22 protein-coding genes are annotated in these 19,570 nt (G+C 68.9%); 11 read left to right on the top strand and 11 right to left on the bottom strand.

The genetic code is table 11. The features are described from left to right. Positions 1-177: 177 nt before the first annotated feature. Together AC07XS_RS10820 and AC07XS_RS10815 are read right to left on the bottom strand one after the other, a co-directional pair. Positions 178-513 (bottom strand): hypothetical protein, encoded by a 336-nt coding sequence (locus tag AC07XS_RS10820; RefSeq protein ID WP_182714365.1) that lies wholly within the window; start codon positions 511-513, stop codon positions 178-180. Between the two features lie 104 nt (positions 514-617). Further along, positions 618-1,352: a fatty acid desaturase gene (locus tag AC07XS_RS10815; RefSeq protein ID WP_182714366.1), complete on the bottom strand. Its 735-nt coding sequence runs from the start codon at positions 1,350-1,352 to the stop codon at positions 618-620. An 80-nt stretch (positions 1,353-1,432) separates the two neighbouring features. Between AC07XS_RS10815 and crtY the strand changes: the two genes are divergently transcribed. Genes crtY through AC07XS_RS10800 form a run of 3 tightly spaced genes read left to right on the top strand, consistent with a single transcriptional unit; the run spans position 1,433 to position 5,021 of the window. Beyond that, positions 1,433-2,611 (top strand): lycopene beta-cyclase CrtY, encoded by a 1,179-nt coding sequence (crtY, locus tag AC07XS_RS10810; protein WP_182714367.1) that lies wholly within the window; start codon positions 1,433-1,435, stop codon positions 2,609-2,611. Continuing rightward, complete coding sequence (locus tag AC07XS_RS10805; RefSeq protein WP_182714368.1) at positions 2,611-4,092, top strand: phytoene desaturase; 1,482 nt, start codon at positions 2,611-2,613, stop codon at positions 4,090-4,092. Before crtY ends, AC07XS_RS10805 begins: the two co-directional genes overlap by 1 nt. After that, complete coding sequence (locus AC07XS_RS10800) at positions 4,089-5,021, top strand: phytoene/squalene synthase family protein (RefSeq protein ID WP_152949587.1); 933 nt, start codon at positions 4,089-4,091, stop codon at positions 5,019-5,021. Before AC07XS_RS10805 ends, AC07XS_RS10800 begins: the two co-directional genes overlap by 4 nt. A gap of 6 nt (positions 5,022-5,027) precedes the next feature. On the opposite strand, the gene AC07XS_RS10795 is transcribed toward AC07XS_RS10800, so the two are convergent. Genes AC07XS_RS10795 through AC07XS_RS10785 form a run of 3 tightly spaced genes read right to left on the bottom strand, consistent with a single transcriptional unit; the run spans position 5,028 to position 7,895 of the window. After that, positions 5,028-6,095: an ABC transporter permease gene (locus AC07XS_RS10795; protein WP_182714369.1), complete on the bottom strand. Its 1,068-nt coding sequence runs from the start codon at positions 6,093-6,095 to the stop codon at positions 5,028-5,030. Then, complete coding sequence (locus tag AC07XS_RS10790) at positions 6,092-7,009, bottom strand: ABC transporter ATP-binding protein (RefSeq protein WP_182714370.1); 918 nt, start codon at positions 7,007-7,009, stop codon at positions 6,092-6,094. The genes AC07XS_RS10795 and AC07XS_RS10790 overlap by 4 nt, the downstream gene beginning before the upstream one ends. Further along, a complete protein-coding gene (locus AC07XS_RS10785; RefSeq protein ID WP_182714371.1) occupies positions 6,999-7,895 on the bottom strand; it encodes a polyprenyl synthetase family protein in 897 nt (298 codons plus the stop codon). Before AC07XS_RS10785 ends, AC07XS_RS10790 begins: the two co-directional genes overlap by 11 nt. A 139-nt stretch (positions 7,896-8,034) precedes the next feature. On the opposite strand from AC07XS_RS10785, the gene fni reads away from it, so the two are divergent. Continuing rightward, the gene (fni, locus tag AC07XS_RS10780) at positions 8,035-9,087 is read left to right on the top strand and encodes a type 2 isopentenyl-diphosphate Delta-isomerase (RefSeq protein ID WP_182714372.1); all 1,053 of its coding nucleotides are present in this window, start codon (positions 8,035-8,037) and stop codon (positions 9,085-9,087) included. Here the strand turns inward: fni and AC07XS_RS10775 are convergent. Then, positions 9,054-9,575 carry a sterol desaturase family protein gene (locus AC07XS_RS10775; RefSeq protein WP_321208071.1) on the bottom strand — a complete coding sequence of 174 codons (522 nt, stop codon included), beginning with the start codon at positions 9,573-9,575 and terminating at the stop codon, positions 9,054-9,056. The two genes, fni and AC07XS_RS10775, sit on opposite strands and share 34 nt — an antisense overlap. A 38-nt stretch (positions 9,576-9,613) precedes the next feature. On the opposite strand from AC07XS_RS10775, the gene AC07XS_RS10770 reads away from it, so the two are divergent. After that, positions 9,614-10,387 (top strand): sterol desaturase family protein, encoded by a 774-nt coding sequence (locus tag AC07XS_RS10770; RefSeq protein ID WP_182714373.1) that lies wholly within the window; start codon positions 9,614-9,616, stop codon positions 10,385-10,387. Here AC07XS_RS10770 and AC07XS_RS10765 read toward each other — a convergent pair. Continuing rightward, positions 10,350-10,703, bottom strand: coding sequence for a response regulator (locus AC07XS_RS10765; RefSeq protein WP_054764846.1), 354 nt, complete (start codon positions 10,701-10,703; stop codon positions 10,350-10,352). The genes AC07XS_RS10770 and AC07XS_RS10765 overlap by 38 nt on opposite strands. 45 nt (positions 10,704-10,748) lie before the next feature. Between AC07XS_RS10765 and AC07XS_RS10760 the strand changes: the two genes are divergently transcribed. From AC07XS_RS10760 to AC07XS_RS10745, 4 genes are all read left to right on the top strand, one after another. Beyond that, entirely contained in the window at positions 10,749-13,226 is a 2,478-nt protein-coding gene (locus AC07XS_RS10760; RefSeq protein ID WP_182714374.1) for a CHASE3 domain-containing protein, read from the top strand. Further along, positions 13,223-13,606: a response regulator gene (locus AC07XS_RS10755; protein WP_054764848.1), complete on the top strand. Its 384-nt coding sequence runs from the start codon at positions 13,223-13,225 to the stop codon at positions 13,604-13,606. Before AC07XS_RS10760 ends, AC07XS_RS10755 begins: the two co-directional genes overlap by 4 nt. 7 nt (positions 13,607-13,613) lie before the next feature. Next, positions 13,614-13,898: an Hpt domain-containing protein gene (locus tag AC07XS_RS10750; protein WP_152949594.1), complete on the top strand. Its 285-nt coding sequence runs from the start codon at positions 13,614-13,616 to the stop codon at positions 13,896-13,898. 178 nt (positions 13,899-14,076) lie between these two features. Continuing rightward, a complete protein-coding gene (locus tag AC07XS_RS10745) occupies positions 14,077-15,537 on the top strand; it encodes a hypothetical protein (protein WP_182714375.1) in 1,461 nt (486 codons plus the stop codon). Positions 15,538-15,611: 74 nt separating this feature from the next. On the opposite strand, the gene AC07XS_RS10740 is transcribed toward AC07XS_RS10745, so the two are convergent. Then, positions 15,612-16,364 carry an SDR family oxidoreductase gene (locus tag AC07XS_RS10740; RefSeq protein ID WP_182714376.1) on the bottom strand — a complete coding sequence of 251 codons (753 nt, stop codon included), beginning with the start codon at positions 16,362-16,364 and terminating at the stop codon, positions 15,612-15,614. 112 nt (positions 16,365-16,476) lie between these two features. On the opposite strand from AC07XS_RS10740, the gene AC07XS_RS10735 reads away from it, so the two are divergent. Beyond that, a complete protein-coding gene (locus tag AC07XS_RS10735) occupies positions 16,477-16,878 on the top strand; it encodes a winged helix-turn-helix transcriptional regulator (protein WP_224761268.1) in 402 nt (133 codons plus the stop codon). Between the two features lie 42 nt (positions 16,879-16,920). Here the strand turns inward: AC07XS_RS10735 and AC07XS_RS10730 are convergent, their stop codons facing one another. From AC07XS_RS10730 to AC07XS_RS10720, 3 genes are all read right to left on the bottom strand, one after another. Then, complete coding sequence (locus AC07XS_RS10730; RefSeq protein WP_152949596.1) at positions 16,921-17,094, bottom strand: hypothetical protein; 174 nt, start codon at positions 17,092-17,094, stop codon at positions 16,921-16,923. A gap of 61 nt (positions 17,095-17,155) precedes the next feature. Further along, positions 17,156-18,157, bottom strand: a complete 1,002-nt coding sequence (locus tag AC07XS_RS10725) for a GAF domain-containing protein (protein ID WP_182714377.1) — start codon at positions 18,155-18,157, stop codon at positions 17,156-17,158. 110 nt (positions 18,158-18,267) lie between these two features. Continuing rightward, positions 18,268-18,597 (bottom strand): DUF1491 family protein, encoded by a 330-nt coding sequence (locus tag AC07XS_RS10720; RefSeq protein WP_054764853.1) that lies wholly within the window; start codon positions 18,595-18,597, stop codon positions 18,268-18,270. A gap of 55 nt (positions 18,598-18,652) precedes the next feature. On the opposite strand from AC07XS_RS10720, the gene AC07XS_RS10715 reads away from it, so the two are divergent. Continuing rightward, positions 18,653-19,561 (top strand): hypothetical protein, encoded by a 909-nt coding sequence (locus AC07XS_RS10715; protein WP_321208072.1) that lies wholly within the window; start codon positions 18,653-18,655, stop codon positions 19,559-19,561. The last annotated feature ends 9 nt before the right edge of the window (positions 19,562-19,570 follow it).

The raw sequence follows: 19,570 nt of genomic DNA, 5'->3' as shown, positions 1-19,570 counted from the left end.
GCGGGATGGAGCAGCCCGGTAGCTCGTCAGGCTCATAACCTGAAGGTCGCAGGTTCAAATCCTGCTCCCGCACCCAAGTTTTAAACCCGTTAGATCAACGATCTAGCGGGTTTTTGCTGTCTGAACCTACAGGCCCGCGCCGCCCCAGCCCGGACCCCCCACGATCAGCGTCGGCGCTCAAGGGGTGAACTGGATCGTGTGTTCGAAAGGCCGGTCGACGGGGCGGCCGCCGTCGCGCGAGGGGGGCGTCGCGGTCCCGTTCATCAGGGCCACAGCCGCATCGCCGAACCCATAGCCCGGCCGGCTCTCCGACAGCACCACGCAATCCGAAACCCGGCCGTCGGCACGCCCAATGCATCGCAGTCGAACCCTGACGTCGTCCAAGACGGGCGCAGAGGATTGGGCCGCCGCCTTGATCCCGCCGGACGTCTTGGGCTGCGCCTTGGCCAGATCGGCGGCGGGCGCCGGCGTCGAACTGAGGGCGGCAAGAGCGAACAGCAGGGCGAGGGGCATGGGCGAGTTCCTTCTCACCTATAAGGCCCTGAACGCGGCCGTGTTCCCTTCGTCGATACAAAGGTCGCCGAACAGGTCTTCGCGGCCCGCGCCCCAGCCCTGGATCAAGACTCGCCGCGCCACAGACGCCACCAGGGCCGCCAGGGGCTCAGATGGTGTTCGTGGTGGCGGCCGAAGTGGAAACAGGTGAGCAGGGAAAGAACGGGGCCGTAGCCGCTGCTGCGGGCGTGGTGCGCGTCGGCGAACGGCTGGTCGGTGTGGCGGTGCGGCAGCCAGGTGCCGAAGGTGAAGAGCTGAAGCGCTGAAAGCAGGGCCGGCGCGGCCCAGAAGGTCAGGAGATTGGCCGGCCGCGCCCCCAGGCCGAAGAGGGCGATCAGGACCAGGGCGGTCAGGACCGCCATCTCGCGCCAACCGAAATAGGTGCGAAAGAAGTTCAGGAACCAGGGAAGGAAGGCGCGGGGCGCCGGGGCGTGAAAATCCGGGTCGTCGGCCGTGCCGGGCGCGGCGTGGTGGGCGTGGTGCGCCGTCTTCAGCCGATCGAAGCGGAAGCCCGCATAGAGCCCCAGGGTCAGCCGGCCGACTGCGGCGTTCAGCCGCGGCCGTCCCGGCGCCAGGGAGCCGTGCATGGCGTCATGGGCGACGATGAAAAGGCCGACCGACAACCAGGTCTGGACCGCCACGATCGCCGGGGCGATCACCAGGGTCAACGGCCCCCATCGGTGAAAATAGACGCCGTAGACATGCAGAACCGCCCATCCCGCCACGATCATTCCCGCCAGGGTCAGACCGATCCAGGTCTGGCGCGGGACGATGCGTGGCTCGGCGACGGCGGCGGTCATGGACTTCAATCTAGCCTATGCCGGCGTCGGATGCATCCAGGCGGCTTGCCCGTCACGTCCGCCCGTGCCACCTGTCGCGGATGCAGGCCGCCGCCCCCGACAGTTCCGCGCCGGACCTTTTGCTGCTGGGGGGCGGTCTGGCCAACGGCCTTCTGGCCCTGCGCCTGTCCCAGGTCCGGCCCGAACTGGACGTGCGGATCGTGGAGGCGGCCGACCGGCTGGGCGGGGTTCACACCTGGTCCTTCTTCGAACCCGATCTGACGCCGAGGCAGCGGGCGTGGATCGCGCCGCTGATCGCCCATAGCTGGCCCGGCTATTCCGTGCGGTTTCCGGCGTTCGAACGGCGTCTGGCGACCGGATATTCCAGCGTGACGGCGGCGCGGTTCGCCCAAGCCGTGGACCGCGCCCTGCCGGGACGGATCCTGACGGGCGTCTCGGTGGCATCGGCCGGGCCGACCGAGGCGGTTCTGGCCGACGGTCGGCGGCTGACGGCCCGGGCGGTGATCGACGGCCGGGGGCCGACGGCCTCGCCGGACCTGGCCCTGGGGTTTCAGAAATTCGTCGGCCTGGAGGTGCGGCTGACCGCGCCCCACGGGCTGAACGAGCCCATCGTCATGGACGCCTGCGTCGACCAGGCCGGGGGCTATCGCTTCCTCTATGTCCTGCCCTTCGACGACCGGACCCTGCTGATCGAGGACACCCGCTATACCGACGGCGCGGACCTGGATCGCGACGTGTTTCGGCAAGGCGTCAGGGACTACGCCGCGCAGCGGGGCTGGGTCATAGAGACGGTCCTGCGCGAGGAGGAGGGGGTGCTGCCCGTCGCCCTGGACGGCGACATCGCCGCCCATCTGCGGCGCATGGGGCCGACGGCGGTCAGCGGTCTTCGCGCCGGCCTGTTCCACCCCACCACGGGCTATTCCCTGCCGGATGCGGTGCGGCTGGCGGACCATCTGGCGGACCGGATCACGGCGACGCGGGACGGTTCGGACCTGTCTCAGGTCATCCGCCGCCAGGCTTGCGACGTATGGTCCAAACGAGGCTTCTATCGGCTGTTGAATCGCATGCTGTTCCGGGCCGCCCGGCCGGATCAGAGGTACAGGGTGCTGGAGCGGTTCTATCGCCTGCCTCAGCCGCTGATCGAACGCTTCTATGCGGGGGAAACGACCTTGGGCGACAAGGCGCGGATCCTCAGCGGCAAACCCCCGGTGCCGATCGGCGCCGCCCTGACCTGTCTGGTCGAAAGAGGACGTGCGTAATGCGAGCAGCAGTGATCGGGTCGGGGTTCGGGGGGCTGTCGCTGGCCATCCGCCTGCAGACGGCGGGGATTCAGACCACGGTCTTCGAGGCGCGCGACCTGCCGGGCGGCCGGGCCTATGTCTATAAGGACAAGGGCTATACCTTCGACGCCGGCCCCACCGTCATCACCGATCCGTCCGCGCTGGAGGAGCTGTTCGAGGGCGCGGGGCGCAAGCTGTCCGACTATGTCGAACTGCTGCCGGTCGCCCCCTTCTATCGGCTGTGCTGGGAAGACGGGGACGTCTTCGACTACGTCAACGATCAGGACGAACTGGACCGCCAGATCGTCGCGCGCAATCCGGCCGACAAGGAGGGCTATCGCCGGTTCCTGGCCTATTCCCAGGACCTGCTGAAGGAAGGCTATCTGAAGCTGGGCGCCGTGCCCTTTCTGGACTTCGCCAGCATGGTCAAGGCGGCGCCGGAGTTGATGCGGCTCCAGGCCTGGCGGTCGGTCTATGACAAGGTCGCCGGCTATATCCAGGACGAGCATCTGCGTCAGGCCTTCAGCTTTCACTCCCTGCTGGTGGGCGGAAACCCGTTCGCCACCTCATCGATCTACGCCCTGATCCACGCGCTGGAGCGGCGCTGGGGCGTCTGGTTCCCGCGCGGCGGCACCGGCGCCCTGATCCAGGCCATGGTGCGGCTGTTTCGGGACCTGGGCGGCGAAATCCGGCTGAACAGTCCGGTCGAGCGGATCACCCTGGCGAACGGGCGCGCCGACGGGGTGGTGGTCGGCGGCCAGGCCCTGGCCTTCGACATGGTCGCCTCCAACGCGGACGTGGTCCACACCTATCAGCGCCTGCTGGGCCAGGAGCCGCGCGGCCGCAAGGAGGGGGCGCGTCTGGCCGCCAAGCGGCATTCCATGTCGCTGTTCGTCATCTATTTCGGCCTGAAGCGGGTCCACCCGGAGGTGCGCCACCACACGGTGCTGTTCGGGCCGCGCTATCGCGAGCTGATCGGCGAAATCTTCAAGGGGCCGGACCTGCCGGAGGACTTTTCCCTCTATCTGCACGCCCCGACCCGCACCGATCCGTCCCTGGCGCCCGACGGATGCGACGCCTTCTATGTGCTGGCGCCGGTGCCGCACCTGGCCTCGGCCGACATCGACTGGGCGGTCGAGGGGCCGCGCTATCGCGACCGGGTCCTGGCCTATCTGGAGCAGCACTACATTCCCGGCCTGACCGCCGATCTGGACACCTGCCGCATCTTCACGCCCGTGGATTTCCGCGACCAGCTGAACGCCCACCAGGGCTCGGCCTTCTCGCTGGAGCCGATCCTGACCCAGAGCGCCTATTTCCGCGTCCATAATCGCGACGACCAGATCCCCAACCTCTATTTCGTCGGCGCCGGCACCCATCCGGGCGCGGGCGTGCCGGGGGTGGTGGGCTCGGCCAAGGCCACCGCCGGCCTGATGATCGAAGACGCGGGGCGGACCGCATGACCGACGCCGTCCTGGACCACAGCCGCCAGTCGATGGAGCAGGGCTCCAAGAGCTTTGCCGCCGCCGCCCGGCTGTTTCCGGCGGCCATCCGGGACGACGCCTGGATGTTCTACGCCTGGTGCCGCCATTGCGACGACGAGATCGACGGCCAGGTCCTGGGCCATGGGGCGGTCGGCATCGACCCGGTCCTGGCGGGGCGCAAACTGGTCGAACTGCGCGAACGCACCGCCGCCGCCCTGGCCGGAGAGCCGCAGACGGACCCGGTCTTCACCGCCTTTCAGCGCGTCGCCGCCCGCCACGCCATTCCCGCCGAGGAGGCGATGGACCTGTTGCAGGGGTTCGAGATGGACGTGGAGGGCCGCCGCTACGACACCCTGGAGGACACGCTGGACTATGCCTATCACGTCGCCGGCGTGGTCGGGGTGATGATGGCCCGGATCATGGGGGTTCAGGACGCGCCGACTCTGCGCCGCGCCCAGGACCTGGGCCTGGCCTTTCAGCTGACCAATATCGCCCGAGACGTGGTGGAGGACGCCAAGGGCGGGCGGGTCTATCTGCCCGGCCAGTGGCTGGACGAGGCGGGCGTGCCGCGCGATCAGGTCGATCAGCCCCGGCATCGTCAGGCCGTCGCCCATACGGCCCAGCGGCTGGTGGCGGCGGCGGAGCCCTATTACGCCTCGGCGCGCTGGGGCTTGCGCGATCTCAATCCGCGCTCGGCCTGGGCCGTCGCCACGGCGCGGGGCGTCTATCGCGCCATCGGCCGCCACGTCTCGCGCTCGGGCGCCACGGCCTGGGACGGCCGGACCTCGGTCGACAAGGCGGGCAAGCTGGCCCTGGTGGGGCGCGGGGCCCTGATCACCCTGTGGTGCAAGACCCTGGACGCCTGGCGTGAACCGCCGCCGCGCCCGGCCCTGTGGACCCACATCTGACGGCGCTCAGCGCCCCGCGCGTCTGTGCTCCATCATCACGGCCAGGGCGATCCCGGCCAGACCCACGCCGCCCAGGGCGGCCCAGCCGGCCAGGACCCCGGCGTTGAAGTCGCCGCGCCAGATCAGGGCCTGATAGGTTTCGACGGCCCAGGCATGGGGCGTGATCCAGCCCAGGGCGCGGAAGGCTTCGGGCATCAGGAAGCGCGGCGCCATCGACCCGCCCAGGGCCGCCAGCAGCAGGGCGACGAAGGTGGTCAGGGGCTGGGCCTGTTCGCGCGACCGGCAGGCCGCCGTCAGGGCCAAGGCCACCCCCGCCGCGCACAGGGCCACCAAGGCCGCCGTCAGGAGCGCCGCCGCCGCCTGCCACGGCGAAAGATCCGGCAGGCGGGGCCAGGCCGCGACGAAGACGGCGATCGACTGCATCAGGCCGACCGTCGTCAGCCAGATCGCCCGTCCCGCCAGTATGGGCGCCGTTCCGCCCCGCGCCAGGACCAGCCGCGCCTGCAGGCCCGAGCGCCGCTCGTCCAGCCCGCCCATGGCGCCGTGCATGGCGGCGAAGAAGACGAACATCACGCTGACCGCCCCGGCGTAATAGGCGGCCTGGACGTCGCCCTGCGGCCCGACCTGGCGGATCGAGACCGCGCGCGACGGGGGCGCGGGCCGACCGGCCAGGGCCGCCGCCGCCGGGACCAGCCGCGCTTGGAGCGCCGCCGCCGCCACGTCTCGGCCCGCCGCCGACACCACCGTCACCTGGGGCGCGCCTGCCTCGTCGCGGGCGATCAGAACGCCGGCGTCGGCGCGGCCGTCGATCACGGCCCGCTCCACCGCCTGGGCGTCGTCGAGACGGCGAAGGCGCGGCCCCAGGTCCCGCGACAGGGCCTCGCCGACGGCGGCCGTGGCCGGGGTGCGCGCCGCATCGTGCAGGACCACGCTGGCGTCGATGTCGCCACGCGCCCCCGCACCGAAGACGGCGGCGAACAGCAGATAGACCAGGGGCGGCAAAACCAGGGTCAGGGCCATGCCCGAACGGTCCCGCCAGAAGCCGCGCGCCCAGGCGCCCGCAACCGCCATCATGACGAGGCGTCCGACAGATGGGCGACCAGGTCGTCCAGGCCGGGACGACGCACGGCGACCTCGCCCCCCTCGGCGTCCGCCTCGGGCGAAACCCGCTGGGCCGCGCCCAGGGCGTCCTCGCACAGCAGCCGCCATTCCAGCCCGTCCTTGGAGGGCGCCAGACCCGACTGGGCGAACCGGCTCGCGGCCGGGCGCGAGGCGGGCCGCGGCAGTTTGACGACCAGCAGCCGCGCCAGGCCGAAGGCCTGACGCAGCAGGGCCTTGGGCGGTCCTTCCGCCAGCAGCCGGCCCTGGGCCAGGACGCCGATCCGATCGGCCGTTTCGGAGACGAAGGCCTCGTCGTGGCTGATCAGCAGACAGCCCGCGCCCGCCTGGACCGCCTCGCGCAGGGCGGACGACAGGACGACGCGGGCGGCGGCGTCCACCCCTTCGGTCGGTTCGTCGGCGATCAGCAGGCGCGGGCGCCCGACCAGGGCGGCGCTGAGGTTGGCGCGCCGACGCCATCCGCCCGACAGGGAATGAACCGGCTGATCCGCCCTGGGGCCGCATCCGGTCAGGGCCAGGGCCCGCTCCACAGCCGCAGGGCGGTCGGGACGCGGAACCCCGCACAGGGCCGCGACCGTCGCGACGTTCTCGCGCGGCGTCAGGGCGGGAAAGAGGGCGCAGTCCTGAGGCGCCAGGCCGATGCGCCCGCGTTTCGGCGCGCCCTCGCCGGCCGTCGCCCGTCCGCGCCGGACGGGGATCAGGCCGCAGGCCACCCGCGCCGCCGTGGACTTGCCCGCCCCGTTCGGACCCAGCAGGGCGTAAACCTCTCCGGCCGCGACAGTCAGGTTGAAATCGCGCAGCACCGGCCCTTCGCCGTAGCCCGCCTCGACGTCCTTCAGAACCAGCGCCGGCGCGACGCTAGCGTCCAAGTTCGGCCTGCCGGAAGAGATGAAGGACATAGGTCGTCAGGGGGCTGTCGTGCCCGACCGCCTCGGCCGCCCGGGCCAGGGACTGGCGCACCCCGGCGCGGACCCGGCCTTCGCCCCACAGGTCCACGAAGGTGGTCACGCCCTGATCCTGACCCACGTCCTTGCCCAAGGCCTCGCTCGTCGAACAGGCGTCCATCAGGTCGTCGCAAAGCTGGAAGGCGAAGCCGACCGCCTCGCCGAAGGCGGCGAGACGCGCCAGGTCGTCCGCATCGCCGCCGCCCATCCGGCCGCCGCCCCGCGCGGCCGCGACGAACAGGGCGCCGGTCTTCAGATCGTTGATCCGACGCAGGGCGACCACGTCGCGCTGAACGGGATCGTCGCGCAGATCGCGCATCTGGCCCTCGGCCAGGCCGTCGAAGCCGATCGCCTGCGTCAAATCGTCCAGGGCGCCCAGCCGCGCCTCCGCCGGCGCCCGGCTTTGCAGAATCAGCCGGGTCGATTGGTTCAAAAGGGCCACGGCCGCCAGCACGGCCGCATCCTCGCCGTGGCGGCGGTGCAGGGTCGGCTGACCGCGCCGCAAGGCCGCATCATCCATACAGGGCAGGTCGTCCAGAACCAGGGAGGCGGCGTGGGCCATTTCGACCGCGCAACCGAAATCCAGGGCGTCCTCGGCCCGCCCGCCGACGTGCGCGGCGGCCAACATGGCCACGACCGGCCTGACCCGCTTGCCCGGTCCCAGCAGGGCCTCGCGCGCGGCGAGGGCTAAAAGACCGTCCGATGAGGGCGCCGTCTCGGCCAGCCGGTCCTGCACCAGGCCACGCAGATTCTCGGGCGACTGAGGTTCGGGGTCCGACACGGGCTGGGGCCTTAAGCCGACGATCGCCATACGGGTCTCCTGATGTCCTTCGACAGTCGCGTTGCGACCCTGGGCTGACGCATTATGATCACATACGGCATCACGACTGCGTCGGATGCAACCCGCCAGAGCATGATCGTTTCGGAGGGAACCGCTAGGAGCGTTTGCGATGCCCACCCCCGACGACGCCCTGATCCGACGCAAGGACGAACACATCGACCACGTGCGGGCCGGACGGGGTCTCAGCGGCGCGTCCTCGGGACTGGAGGCGGTGCGTTTCGTCCATGACGCCTTGCCGGACCTGGCCCTGGACCAGATCGACCTGTCCGCCCGTTTCCTGGGGCGGCGGCTGAACCTGCCCTTCCTGATCAGTTCGATGACCGGCGGCCCGTCGCGGGCCGAGGCGATCAATGCGCGGCTGGCCGAGGCGGCCCAGGCCCTGGGCGTGGCCCTGGCGGTCGGCTCCCAGCGCGTCGCCCTGGAGACGGCCGGCGGGTCCGGCGGCTCGGGCTTGGGGCCGGATCTGCGCCGCCGGGCGCCCGACGCCCTGATCCTGGCCAATCTGGGGGCGGTGCAGTTCGCCCTGGGCTATGGGGTGGACGAGGCGCGCCGGGCCATGGAGATGATCGGCGCCGACGCCCTGATCCTGCATCTGAATCCGCTTCAGGAAGGCGTCCAGCCCGAGGGCGACCGCGACTGGCGCGGCGTGGCCCAGGGGATCGAGCGGATCGCCGCCGCCTTTCCGGGCCAGGTGGTGGTCAAGGAGACCGGCGCCGGCCTGTCGGCCGCCGTCGCCCGGCGCCTGGCCGACATGGGCGTCGCGGCCCTGGACGTGGCGGGGGCGGGCGGCACCAACTGGGGCCTGATCGAAGGGGCGCGGGCGACCGGCGGGCGGGCCGAGGCCTTGGCCGCCCCCTTCGCCGACTGGGGGGTGCCGACGGCCCGCAGCCTCCGCGACTGCGCCCAGGCCGCCCCGGACCTGGGGCTGATCGGCTCGGGCGGGATCAAGGACGGTCTGGATGCGGCCCGCGCCGTCCGTCTGGGGGCCGATCTGGTCGGCCAGGCCGCCGGGGTGCTGGAGGCGGCCCTGACCTCGACCCAGGCGGTGGTCGATCATTTCGAGCTGATGGCGGCCCAGCTGCGGCTCGCCTGTTTCTGCACGGGCTCCGCCGATCTGGCGGCCCTCGCTCAGGCGCCGCTGCTGGAAGAGCCCCGCTTCTGAGCCAGTTCGGCCTTCAGCGCCCGCGCCGACCGCACCCATAGAAAGCCGAAGGAGACGCAGCCTTCGCGCGTGCGCACGGCGTGATGCAGACGGTGCGCCTGGATGCGCCGCGTCCAGAAGCCGGACCGCCCGGAAAAGCCCGTCGGGAACCGCCGGTGCACCAGGCCGTCGTGGAAGAAGAAATAGACCATCCCATAGGCCGTGATCCCCAGCCCGACCGGCAGGGCCCAGGGCCACAGGTGCAGACCCACGGCCACCATGACGATGGCCGGGCCGGCGAAGACCACGGCGAACAGGTCGTTCTTCTCCAGGGGGTGATCGTGCGGCTCATGATGGCTGCGGTGCCAGGACCACAGGAAACCGTGCATCACATAGCGGTGCATGATCCAGGCGAACGCCTCCATGCCCAAAAAGGCGGTCAGGAACAGCGCGATCCACGTCAGCCAGGCCATGGCCCCAGCATAGGCGGTTTGATCCGCCTTAGCCACGACTTGACCGCCGCCGGGATTTGACCGTCTGTGCCCCCATGTTGAGGGATCTGCTCATCACCACCCTGGCGCTGAGCCTGATCATCGGCCTGCGCTATCTGCTGGTCGGCGCGGCGGCCCATGGGCTGCTGTGGGCCGGGGCGGGCCGGGGACGGGCGCTGAACCTGCGGCCGCCGCCGATGAAGCGCATCCGCGCCGAGATCGTCGCCTCCCTGATCGCCTGCCCCATCTACGCCCTGCCGGCGGCCCTGGTGCTGGAGCTGTGGAAGCGGGGCGGGACGGCGATCTACAGCGATCCCGACGCCTGGCCCCTGTGGTGGCTGCCGGTCAGTCTGATCGTCTATCTGCTGGCGCACGACGCCTTCTACTACTGGGTGCACAGGGCCCTGCATCACCCGCGCGTCTTCGGCTGGGCCCATGCCGAACACCACCGGTCGCGCGACCCCAGCGCCTTCGCCTCCTTCGCCTTCGACCCGGCCGAGGCTGCGGCCACCGCCTGGTTCCTGCCCGCCCTGGCCCTGATCGTGCCGATCCACTGGGGCGTGGCCCTGACCCTGCTGACGCTGATGTCGCTGGCGGCCGCCCTGAACCATGCGGGGCGCGAGGTCTGGCCCGCCGCCTGGCTGGAGCGGGCGCCGCTTCGCTGGCTGATCACCGCCACCCACCACGACGCCCACCACAAGCGGTTCAACGGAAACTACGGCCTCTATTTCCAGTTCTGGGACCGCTGGGCCGGGACTGAGGTTTCGGCCGCCCCCTCGCGACCATCCCCGGTCATCCCTCCAGAGCGGCCCTCAGCGCCTCTTCGGTGATCGGCTTGGTCAGGGCGGCGTGGGCGCCCAGGCCGGTCGCCATCTGCAGTATGGAAGACGAGGCCAGACGTCCCCCGCCGCTCATGGCGATGACCCGCAGGGAGTCCCTCAAATGCCGGGTGTCCATGATGAAGTTCAGCCCGTCGCGGTCCGGCATCAGAATGTCCACCAGCACGGCGTCGGGCGACCAGTCCTCGACGATCCGCAACCCTTCGTTGACCGTTGCTGCGGTCAGGACTTGGCAACCCAGCCGTTTCAGCATCTCCTCCAGATGAAGCAGAACCAGCGAATCGTCCTCGATCACGCAGACTTTCACGCCCAACCTCCAGATGCGATCAGGGGGAACTAACGGATGAATCCCATGTTGCGTCAACTCGGAAGACGGCGTTTCCGACTGGCCATCGCCTTGGCGGGCGCGGTCGTGACCCTGCTTCTGGCGGCCACTGGGGTGACGCTGCAACGAGAATTCTCCAGCGCGGACGCTCTGCGCGATGCGGTCGAGCAATCCTATGACACCCGGCTGCAGATTCAGTCCGTCTTCTCATTGGTTCAGGACGCTGAGACCGGCCAACGCGGCTATATCATCACCGGGGACGAGACCTTCCTTGAGCCTTATGATCGCGCCCTCGACCGGCTGGACGCTCAGATGAACAAGCTTGCGGGTCTTTCGGCTAAGGACCCGCCACAGGCCGAGAACCAGCGTCTTCTGTCGGAACGGGTCCGGCAGAAGCGGCTGGAGATGCAGCGGACCATCGCGCTGCGCGAATCCGGCCAGGCGTCCGCCGCCATCAGCCTCGTGATCAGCGGGCGAGGCAAGCTGACAATGGATGATATCCGCCAGATCGTGGATCGGATGACGCAGCGTGAGGCCGACCTGCTGTCGGCTCTGTCGGCCGACGCGCGCGAACGGACCCGGCATACCGAATTCCTGGTGGCCCTGATGTTCAAGGTTCTGGTCTTGACCGCCTTGGGGACCGCCTTCCTGGTCTGGCGCTATCTGGCCACCCGCAGCGCCCTGCTGGAGCGGCTGGAGGCCGCCGCCGCCCGCCACAGCGCCACCCTGGACAGCGCCTTCGACGCCATCGTGACCCTGAACCCCAGCGGCAGCATCGAGACGCTGAATCCGGCGGCGGAACGGCTGTTCGGCTGGTCGGCGCCGGAGGTCGAGCGCCGCGACGTCGGCCTTCTGGTCGATGATCTGGCCGAAAACGGAGAGGGCGCCTTTCTGGACCGGCTGGACGCCAGCCACGGCGATCTGGAGCAGGGGCTTCTGCTCGAACTGACCGGCAAGCGCCGGGACGGGACGCGCTTCCCGGTCGACGTCGCTCTTGCGGCCATGGACCTGCCGACGGGCCGCCATGTGGTGGCGGTGATCCGCGACGCCACCGAACGCCGCCGCATCGCCGAGATGAAGGACGCCTTCGTCTCGACCGTCAGCCACGAACTGCGCACCCCCCTGACCTCCATCGCCGGCTCCCTGGGCCTGGTCGCGGCCGGGGCGGGCGGACGCTTGCCGGAAAAGGCGGCCCGACTGATCGACATCGCCCACGCCAACAGCCGCCGTCTGGTGCGGCTGATCAACGACATCCTGGATGTGGAGAAGCTGGAGGCCGGGCAGCTGAAGATGACCCTGGCCCCGCTGGACCTGCGCGACGTCGCCGCCCGAGCGGTCGAGGGGATCCAGGGCTACGCCGATCAGCTGGGCGTGGGCGTCAGCCTGAACGACGGCCCGCCGGCGCCGGTGCGGGGCGACGGCGATCGGCTGATCCAGGTGGCGACCAATCTTCTGTCAAACGCGGTCAAGTTCTCGCCGTCCGGCGGCGAGGTCCGGGTGACGGTCAATCCCGAGACCCGGATCGCCCGGCTCAGCGTATCCGACCGCGGCCCCGGCATAGCCGACGAGTTCCGCTCGCGCATCTTCGGCAAGTTCGCCCAGGCGGATTCGACCGATGCGCGTGAAAAGGGCGGCACGGGCCTGGGCCTGGCCATCGCCAAGGAGATCGCCGAACGCCACGGCGGGCGGCTGTGGTTCGAATCCGCCGAGGGCGAGGGGGCGACCTTCCATCTGGACCTGCCGCTGGACCAGGCCGATGCGGCGCATGACGAGGAGGCGGTGCGGCTGCTGATCTGTGAAGACGATCCCGACGCCGCGCGCATCCTGGTCGAGATGCTGTCCTATGAAGGGTTCAAGGCCGATGTGGCCGACACGGCGCGCGAGGCGCTGACCCTGGCCCGCCGCGCGCCCTACGCCGCCGCCCTCATCGACCTTCAACTGCCCGACGCCGACGGGGTCAGCCTGATCCGGCAGCTGAAGGCCGATGAGGCGACGCGCGCCATGCCGGTGGTGGTCGTCTCCGGCGACGTGGCCCGGGGCCGGGTGCGCGGCCGCTCGCTGGAGGTGGCCGACTGGGTCGAAAAGCCGGTCGATCAGGACCGGCTGCGCCAGGCCGTCCGCGCCCTGTTCAGCGCCGACGACAAGCCGGTGGTTCTGCACGTCGACGACGACCGCGACATTCTGGAGGTGACGCGCCAGGCCCTGGATACGGTCGAGGTCGTGCCGGTCGAGAGCCTGGCCGCGGCGCGCGAGGCCCTGGCGCGGCGGCGACCGGACCTGGTGATTCTGGACCTGGGCCTGCCCGACGGCAACGGCCTGGACCTCTTGCCGCTGTTGACCGAGGAGGACGGCCGCACCATTCCCGTCATCATCTATTCGGCTCAGGACATGGACAGAGAGGCCGCCCCGGCCGTTCAGGCGGTCCTGATCAAGTCCCGCATGTCCCTGACCCAGCTGGCGCGGACCGTGCGCCGCCTGGCCCCCCGCGCCCGAGGTGTTGCATGACCGCTCTCCACATCCTGCACGTCGAGGATGACAAGGACATTCGCGACGTGACCGCCTTCGCCCTGACGCTGGACCCCCAGGTTACGGTGACCTCGGTGGCCTCGGGCGAGGCGGCCCTGGCCGCGCTGGACGGCGGGCTTCGTCCCGACGTCGTCCTGATGGATGTGATGATGCCCGTTCTGGACGGTCCCGCAGCCCTGGCGCGCATCCGCGAACGGGCGGGACATGAGACGACGCCGGTCATCTTCATGACCGCCCGGGCTCAGTCGAGCGAGATCAGCCGTTATCGCGCCCTGGGCGCCCTGGACGTCATCGTCAAACCCTTCGACCCGATGACCCTGGTGGAGGAGATTCGGACGATCCTGGCCCAGGCCGGGTGAGGGGGCCGTGACGGCGGACATGGCCGATCTGCGGACCCGGTTCCTGGACCGGTGCGTCGGCGATCTGGCGCGGATCGACCGTCACGTCGCGCGGGGCGCCTGGGACGCCGATGAATTGCGCCGCCTGGTCCACAGCCTCGCCGGCGCCGGCGCCGTCTTCGGCTTCCCAGCGATCAGCGAAGCGGCCGGCGACTGCGACGACGCCTTCGCCCAGGACCGCACGCCCGACCCCGCCCTGATCGAAACCTTGGCCCAGGCCATCCGCGACGCCCTGGCGCGGCGGCAGGGCTGAGCCGCTCAGGGGGCAGTCGATCGTCTGACGCGACAGGCTTCCTATTCTTGCGCGAAGCAAGAAATCCACGGCTGTGTCGCCCTACCTCAAGAGCGCCGTCGCAATTATGTAACTTGGGGTTATGGACGTATCGTGATTTGGTTGAGTTTGAGGTTTAGCTCAAGGTGAGGGGTGAAGTATGAGGTGGGCGATTTTCAATGCCGCTTGGGTCGGCTTCGTTTCCGCGCTGATATTGGCAGGACCCAGTCCTGCGCGCGCGGACACCATAAGGGATTACCTGGTACAGCAAGTATGCCTGGACGCCGCTGGCGCGGTAACCTCGGAAGACCCGGTAAGCTGTCCTGGACGTACGCGTAAACTCTTGCCTGGCGAGATGCTGCCTTATCATAAATGGGACATGCCTCAACAGTCCAACTTGGCTCAGATCAGCGACTCTTATCCTATTCAAACAGCGTATGGTCAGGAAAGGGTTGTTTCGACCTTCTACTTCACGCGAGACGATCAAATACCTTATTTCGCGCCGGGTGGGCCCAACGACGGCGTGTCGGCCTATGATCTGGGTGTGACCGAAGGCGCCTATGCGTCGTTCGCCGGCACCTACGACCAAGGCGGAGGCTGGCAGCCCTTCTGGCGAAACGCCCAGTGCAGCCTGCTGGATTCATGGATCGTCGCGCCCATCGGCCTGCAGATTCCCTTCGGACAGGGGCAGGCGACCACAACGCTTACGGCCAGCTTCCCGCAATGCCCGACAGTGGATCGTTTCAGTCAGTCCATGACGCGATGGAACTATTACCCAAACTATCGTTATCAGAGCGGCAAGCGCCTCAACACGATCAAGTCCTGGCATTTCAGCCAGAACAGTTCGAACTCCGACGCAATCGAAGTTTTCATGTTCACGAAGGAGTATGGAAAGACCAAGTGGGAGGCATGGCAGTCGTCCGATAAGGTCTCAGGTCCCAACCCTGTCGCCGTCGAGCGTTGTGGAGTGGGGACTGATAATGGCGTGGCTCATTATGGAAATACGACCTACTATCTGGTCGATTGCCACGATTGGACATTCATCTTTCCTGCCGCGAACGGCGGCTGGAACCCGGCGAACTTCCATATCGATCCGCTTTACACGAGCGAGAATCTGCTGACCAACACCCATATGCGCTGTACTGACAGCAGCGGTCGCACGCGCATTTGCGGTCAGTCCGGCAGCCAATGCAGGGTGATGGCGCCCTGGTCGCGGATCGGCGATCTCAACTGGGGTTTTAACCAGAATCCCCAGGCGCCGCGGGAAAGCGCCAACTGCGCGGTGCTTTTCTCGATTCCGTCCCAGCCCAGCGGCCAGTCCATCTATCAGGACACTGCACCGCTGAACACGCCGTTCCAGACGTTCAGCTATGGAGCCGCAATAAAGGCTCCCTACGCCAGTGGCGGTAACACCTATCCCGTAACGGTCGTCGTGCATCAGATTGATGGTAGCGGGAATGTGGTTTCAACGGCCGCGACGCCGGCGCAGGTGGGGCAACGTTATCGCTTTTTCCAGGGCGTCTTCACGCGCCATCCCGACGCGCAAACCTTCCGCTTTGAGGTCTATGTCGGCGTCATCCATACCGAGTTCCAGATGACGGACGCTTGGATCGCCCCATAGAGCCAATCTGTCACCACTCTTGAGGGCCGCCGCCTGCCAAGGCGGCGGCTTTCCTTCCTATCGATGTTCTGATCTCACCCCGCTCCGTTCAGGGCCTCGAACACGGCCTGATAGCCGTCAGCCTCGGCGAAGCGCAGCGGCTTGACCCGTTCGACCAGGATTTCGCCGCGCGGCGTTTCGCCCCGTTCGATCAGGTCCATCACCTCGGCGGTATAGTCGGCCAGGGGCATGGAGGCGGGGTTCTGGGCATGGCCGGGCATCAGGTCGGTGGCCACGCCGGGCGGCGCCAGCTCCAGCACTTCCACCGCCGTGTCGCGCAGCTGATGGCGCAGGGACTGGGTCCAGGAGTGGAGGGCCGCCTTGGTGGCGTTATAGGTCGGGGTGGCCGTCAGGGGGATGAAGGCCAGGCCGGAGGTGACGGTCATGACCGTGGCCCGGGGCTGGGCCGTCAGATGGGGCAGGAGGGCCGCCGTCAGCCGGATCGGTCCCAGGAGGTTGGTGGCGATGGTCGCCTCCACCGTCGCCAGGTCGAACGGTTCGGCCTTCAAATCCTCGGTCTTCATGATCCCGGCGTTCAATATGACCGCGTTCAGGGCGGGGTGGTCCTTGACCACCTGTTCGCCGAAGGCGGCGACGGCTGTGGGATCGGCGACGTCCAGCGTCGCCCAGGCCATGCCGGGATTGGCGGCGGCGGCGTCTTTCAGCACGTCCGCGCGGCGACCCGTGATGACGATCTGATTGCCGCGCGCATGCAGGGCCTCGGCCAGGGCGCGGCCGATGCCCGTGCCGCCGCCGGTGATCAGTATGGTGTTTCCGCTGATGTTCATGGGGCTCTCCTTCAGGGGATGCGTCAGTGCGGAAACTCAGTTATGACGGTCGCTCTCCACTGGAAAGTAGGCACCGAAACCCGCCATACTTACCCGCAGGAAAGAAATGGACATGACGGCCTATCCGCCCGCAAGAATTTCGCATCCTGAAACCGGCGAGGTCGCCGATCCGCGCGTCGAGGCCCTGGTCAATGAGGTGATCGGGCGTGTGGCGGACAAATGGACCATGCTGATCCTGGAGGTCCTGGCCGAACACGGCGAGACCCGGTTCACTCGCGTGGGCGAACTGGTGGGCGGCATCAGCCAGAAGATGCTGACCCAGACCCTGCGCCAGATGGAGCGCGACGGCCTGGTGGTGCGCACGGTCCATCCGGTCATCCCGCCCAAGGTCGAATACCGCCTGACCGACCTGGGCTTCACCCTGGCCGAGGCCTTCTGCGGCGTCTGGACCTGGGCCGAGGCCAATATCGACCGCATCGAAGCCGCGCGGGCGGCGTTCGACGCGAGGAAGTGAAGAGGGGCCGATCCGCCCGATGACGTCGCCGTCTGGGCCGGATCAGGCGGCGGCGTAATCGCGGAAGTCGGGCTGCACCGCTTTGACCCTGAGTTCGGCCAGCTCCTCCAGCCGCTTTTCATCGGCGGGCTCGACCTTCTGTCCGGCGACCTCCGCATAGGTCACCTTTGCGGACAGGATGCGATATTCCCGCTCGAGCGTTTCGTCGTCTTGCACTTTCGCCTCCTAGAGAGGGGCATGGGATCAGGTCTGACAATGGCCGATCCCAGCCCAATTTTCAATCGGCCGCTGCGGGTTTGCCGCGGGTGCGGCCGGGCGGCGCAGGGGCGTTCAGCCCGGCGAGCAGGGCCGCGATCCGAGCGATGTCGCGGACGACATCCACGTTCTGGAGCCCTGGACCGCTGCGATCAAACACGCCCGGCCGATTGCTTGTGGCCGTCACCACGCCCCAGACCTCGTTGTTGTGCCGGATCAGGATCGGGATGGACGCAACCGACCTGTAAAGTTCCTCACGCCGGGGATCGCGGTTCGGGACGGGATATTCGGAGAGGATGTAGTCTTGGGCCGTGTCGGGCAGGATGACCTCGCCGTCTGGATTGGCCTCGGCCTTGTGCCAGGCGGCGCCGGTGAAACCCTTGCCCTTTCGCCAACTGCGCCCCCCGGTCCGGGCAAGCTCGGGATCGGTCCACTCCGCCGCGATGCGCACCATCTGATCGCCTTCGCGTCGGAAGATGGAGACGGTGAAGACGTCGGCGGCCTTATAGTCGACGGCGCTGCGGATGGAGGTGATGGATCGCCTCAGCAGGGTCGCGGCGGTCGCCTTCTTCGCCGCCTCGTCCGAGGACAGAAGCCCGGCCTCGACGGCCTGCAGCATCTGTTCGATGGCTTGCAGCCGTTTCCGCCGTCGCTCGTCCAGGGCGGTGGCGCCGTCCTCGACCTTCCGACGGTCCGCCGCAATCTCCCGGCCCAGCTTGATCGCCTGCTCGGCCGCGTCCTCCGTCGATTTGAACTGGGCGCCGATCTCGATCTTCTTGAAATCCATGGCGCCTACCAGCGCCGCGCTGACGAAGGCCAGAATGACACCGGCGATCAGGGCGACCAGACCGGGCGTGCCGGTCGGATCCAGTCGCGACAGGGCCACGATCAAGGCGCCCAGGGCGCCGAGGCCGATCAGCCAAGGCCGATACCGCTCAAGATGCAGCACCCGGTCAGAATATTTGGTCAGGACGTCGCGGGCGTCGCCGCGAAGCTGCGTTTCAAACTTGTCGAAATCGTCCATCCGCATCCTCCCCGGCCGCGCCTGCACGCCATGGATCACCCTAGCCGGAAACAGGATGGGAGACGACTTTAAAGGGGGCTGGGAACAGGTCTCGGTTGCGCTTCCGCCCCCTACCCTTGCACCTTCTCCGTCAGGAAATGCCGGCCCTGGCGGTCTTCGATTTCGACGATCCACAGGTCGGGGTCGTATTGGCGCTGGCGGGCGATATAGGCGTCCAGTTCGGCCTCGCTGTCCGAGGTCACGGGCTGGATCCACAGCCGTTCGCCGTCGGGGCCGAAGGCTTCGGCATAGAGGCGGGCCGTGCGGGTCGAGGTGTCATAGGCCTTGACGATCACGGCGCCGGCGCGAGCGTCGCCCTTGTTCACCACGACGGCGTGGGCGCCTTCGATCTCGGCGCGGCGGATCAGGGCGCCGACCCACAGGTCGCTGGACAGAAGCAATTCGCTAACCCTGTAAGGAAACCAGACTCAAAGGCCCGGCCGCTAGGCTCGGCCCATGATCTTACGGCCTTATCCCCGGCGAACCCAAGTCCCTATCGGCGCGGCCCTGATCGGCGCGGCCGTGGTCGGGGCGGTGGTGATCGCGGGCGATCCGGTCGCGGCCCAGGCCGCATCTGGGGCCGCCTCGGGGGCGGCCGACCGCTTCTATGAGCGCAGCTTCGTCCTGGCCGCCAATGAGCGGTGCGGCCTGTTTCAGCCCCAGCTGACGGCGGCCCTGAACGCCTCGACCTGGCAGGCGCGGGGCGCGGCCCTGCGGGCCGGCGCCGATCCGCGGCGACTGTCAGAGGCCGCCGCCCGCGCCCGCGCCCGCGCCGCCGCCGCCGCCTGCGATTCCGCCGACATGAAGACGGTCAGCGGTCGGGTGAAGGCCGCCTTCGCCGGCTGGTCGCGCACGGCGCGGATGACCTTTCCCGGCGACCGGGCCGCATGGAGCGCCGACCGCGCCGCCTACAGCCGCCCGACCTGGCGGCTGATGCAGGGAACCGCCGTCGGCGGCTCGCCGGTGCGGTTCGGCCTGGTCGGGGCGATGGACCGGGCGGATCAACTGACGGCGGTGGTCTCCTGGCAGGGGCGGTCGCGACCGACCGGGGTGCGGCTGGTCATGCGCGACACGACGGTGGCGCCCCGACCCTGGCTGGCGCGCGAACTGCCGCCTGCGGCCCAGCGCCGGGTCTTCTGGGCCTCGGGCGTGACGACGGCCGATCCCGGCCTGCTGGTCCAGGGACGCACGGCGGGTCAGGCCTGGCGCTTCCCCCTGGCGGCGGCCGACGCCCTGTCCGGCCTGGATCCGCGCGAGGTCTTTACGGTGGAGTTCGTCTTCCGCGACGGCAGCGTGGCGCGCACGGTCTTCGAGGCGGGCGACTTCGCCGCCGGCCGCGCCTTCCTGGCGATGGGCCAGACTTAGGGCCTGGAT

The sequence above is a fragment of the Brevundimonas sp. GW456-12-10-14-LB3 genome (assembly GCF_059424365.1).
This window is presented reverse-complemented; position numbering and strand designations above follow the sequence as displayed.

Coding starts and splice junctions, on each gene's coding strand:
- AC07XS_RS10820 (WP_182714365.1), bottom strand. CDS start 513: ATGCCCCTCGCCCTGCTGTTCGCTCTTGCCGCCCTCAGTTCGACGCCG.
- AC07XS_RS10815 (WP_182714366.1), bottom strand. CDS start 1,352: ATGACCGCCGCCGTCGCCGAGCCACGCATCGTCCCGCGCCAGACCTGG.
- crtY (WP_182714367.1), top strand. CDS start 1,433: ATGCAGGCCGCCGCCCCCGACAGTTCCGCGCCGGACCTTTTGCTGCTG.
- AC07XS_RS10805 (WP_182714368.1), top strand. CDS start 2,611: ATGCGAGCAGCAGTGATCGGGTCGGGGTTCGGGGGGCTGTCGCTGGCC.
- AC07XS_RS10800 (WP_152949587.1), top strand. CDS start 4,089: ATGACCGACGCCGTCCTGGACCACAGCCGCCAGTCGATGGAGCAGGGC.
- AC07XS_RS10795 (WP_182714369.1), bottom strand. CDS start 6,095: ATGATGGCGGTTGCGGGCGCCTGGGCGCGCGGCTTCTGGCGGGACCGT.
- AC07XS_RS10785 (WP_182714371.1), bottom strand. CDS start 7,895: ATGGCGATCGTCGGCTTAAGGCCCCAGCCCGTGTCGGACCCCGAACCT.
- fni (WP_182714372.1), top strand. CDS start 8,035: ATGCCCACCCCCGACGACGCCCTGATCCGACGCAAGGACGAACACATC.
- AC07XS_RS10770 (WP_182714373.1), top strand. CDS start 9,614: ATGTTGAGGGATCTGCTCATCACCACCCTGGCGCTGAGCCTGATCATC.
- AC07XS_RS10760 (WP_182714374.1), top strand. CDS start 10,749: ATGTTGCGTCAACTCGGAAGACGGCGTTTCCGACTGGCCATCGCCTTG.
- AC07XS_RS10755 (WP_054764848.1), top strand. CDS start 13,223: ATGACCGCTCTCCACATCCTGCACGTCGAGGATGACAAGGACATTCGC.
- AC07XS_RS10745 (WP_182714375.1), top strand. CDS start 14,077: ATGAGGTGGGCGATTTTCAATGCCGCTTGGGTCGGCTTCGTTTCCGCG.
- AC07XS_RS10740 (WP_182714376.1), bottom strand. CDS start 16,364: ATGAACATCAGCGGAAACACCATACTGATCACCGGCGGCGGCACGGGC.
- AC07XS_RS10735 (WP_224761268.1), top strand. CDS start 16,477: ATGACGGCCTATCCGCCCGCAAGAATTTCGCATCCTGAAACCGGCGAG.
- AC07XS_RS10725 (WP_182714377.1), bottom strand. CDS start 18,157: ATGGACGATTTCGACAAGTTTGAAACGCAGCTTCGCGGCGACGCCCGC.
- AC07XS_RS10715 (WP_321208072.1), top strand. CDS start 18,653: ATGATCTTACGGCCTTATCCCCGGCGAACCCAAGTCCCTATCGGCGCG.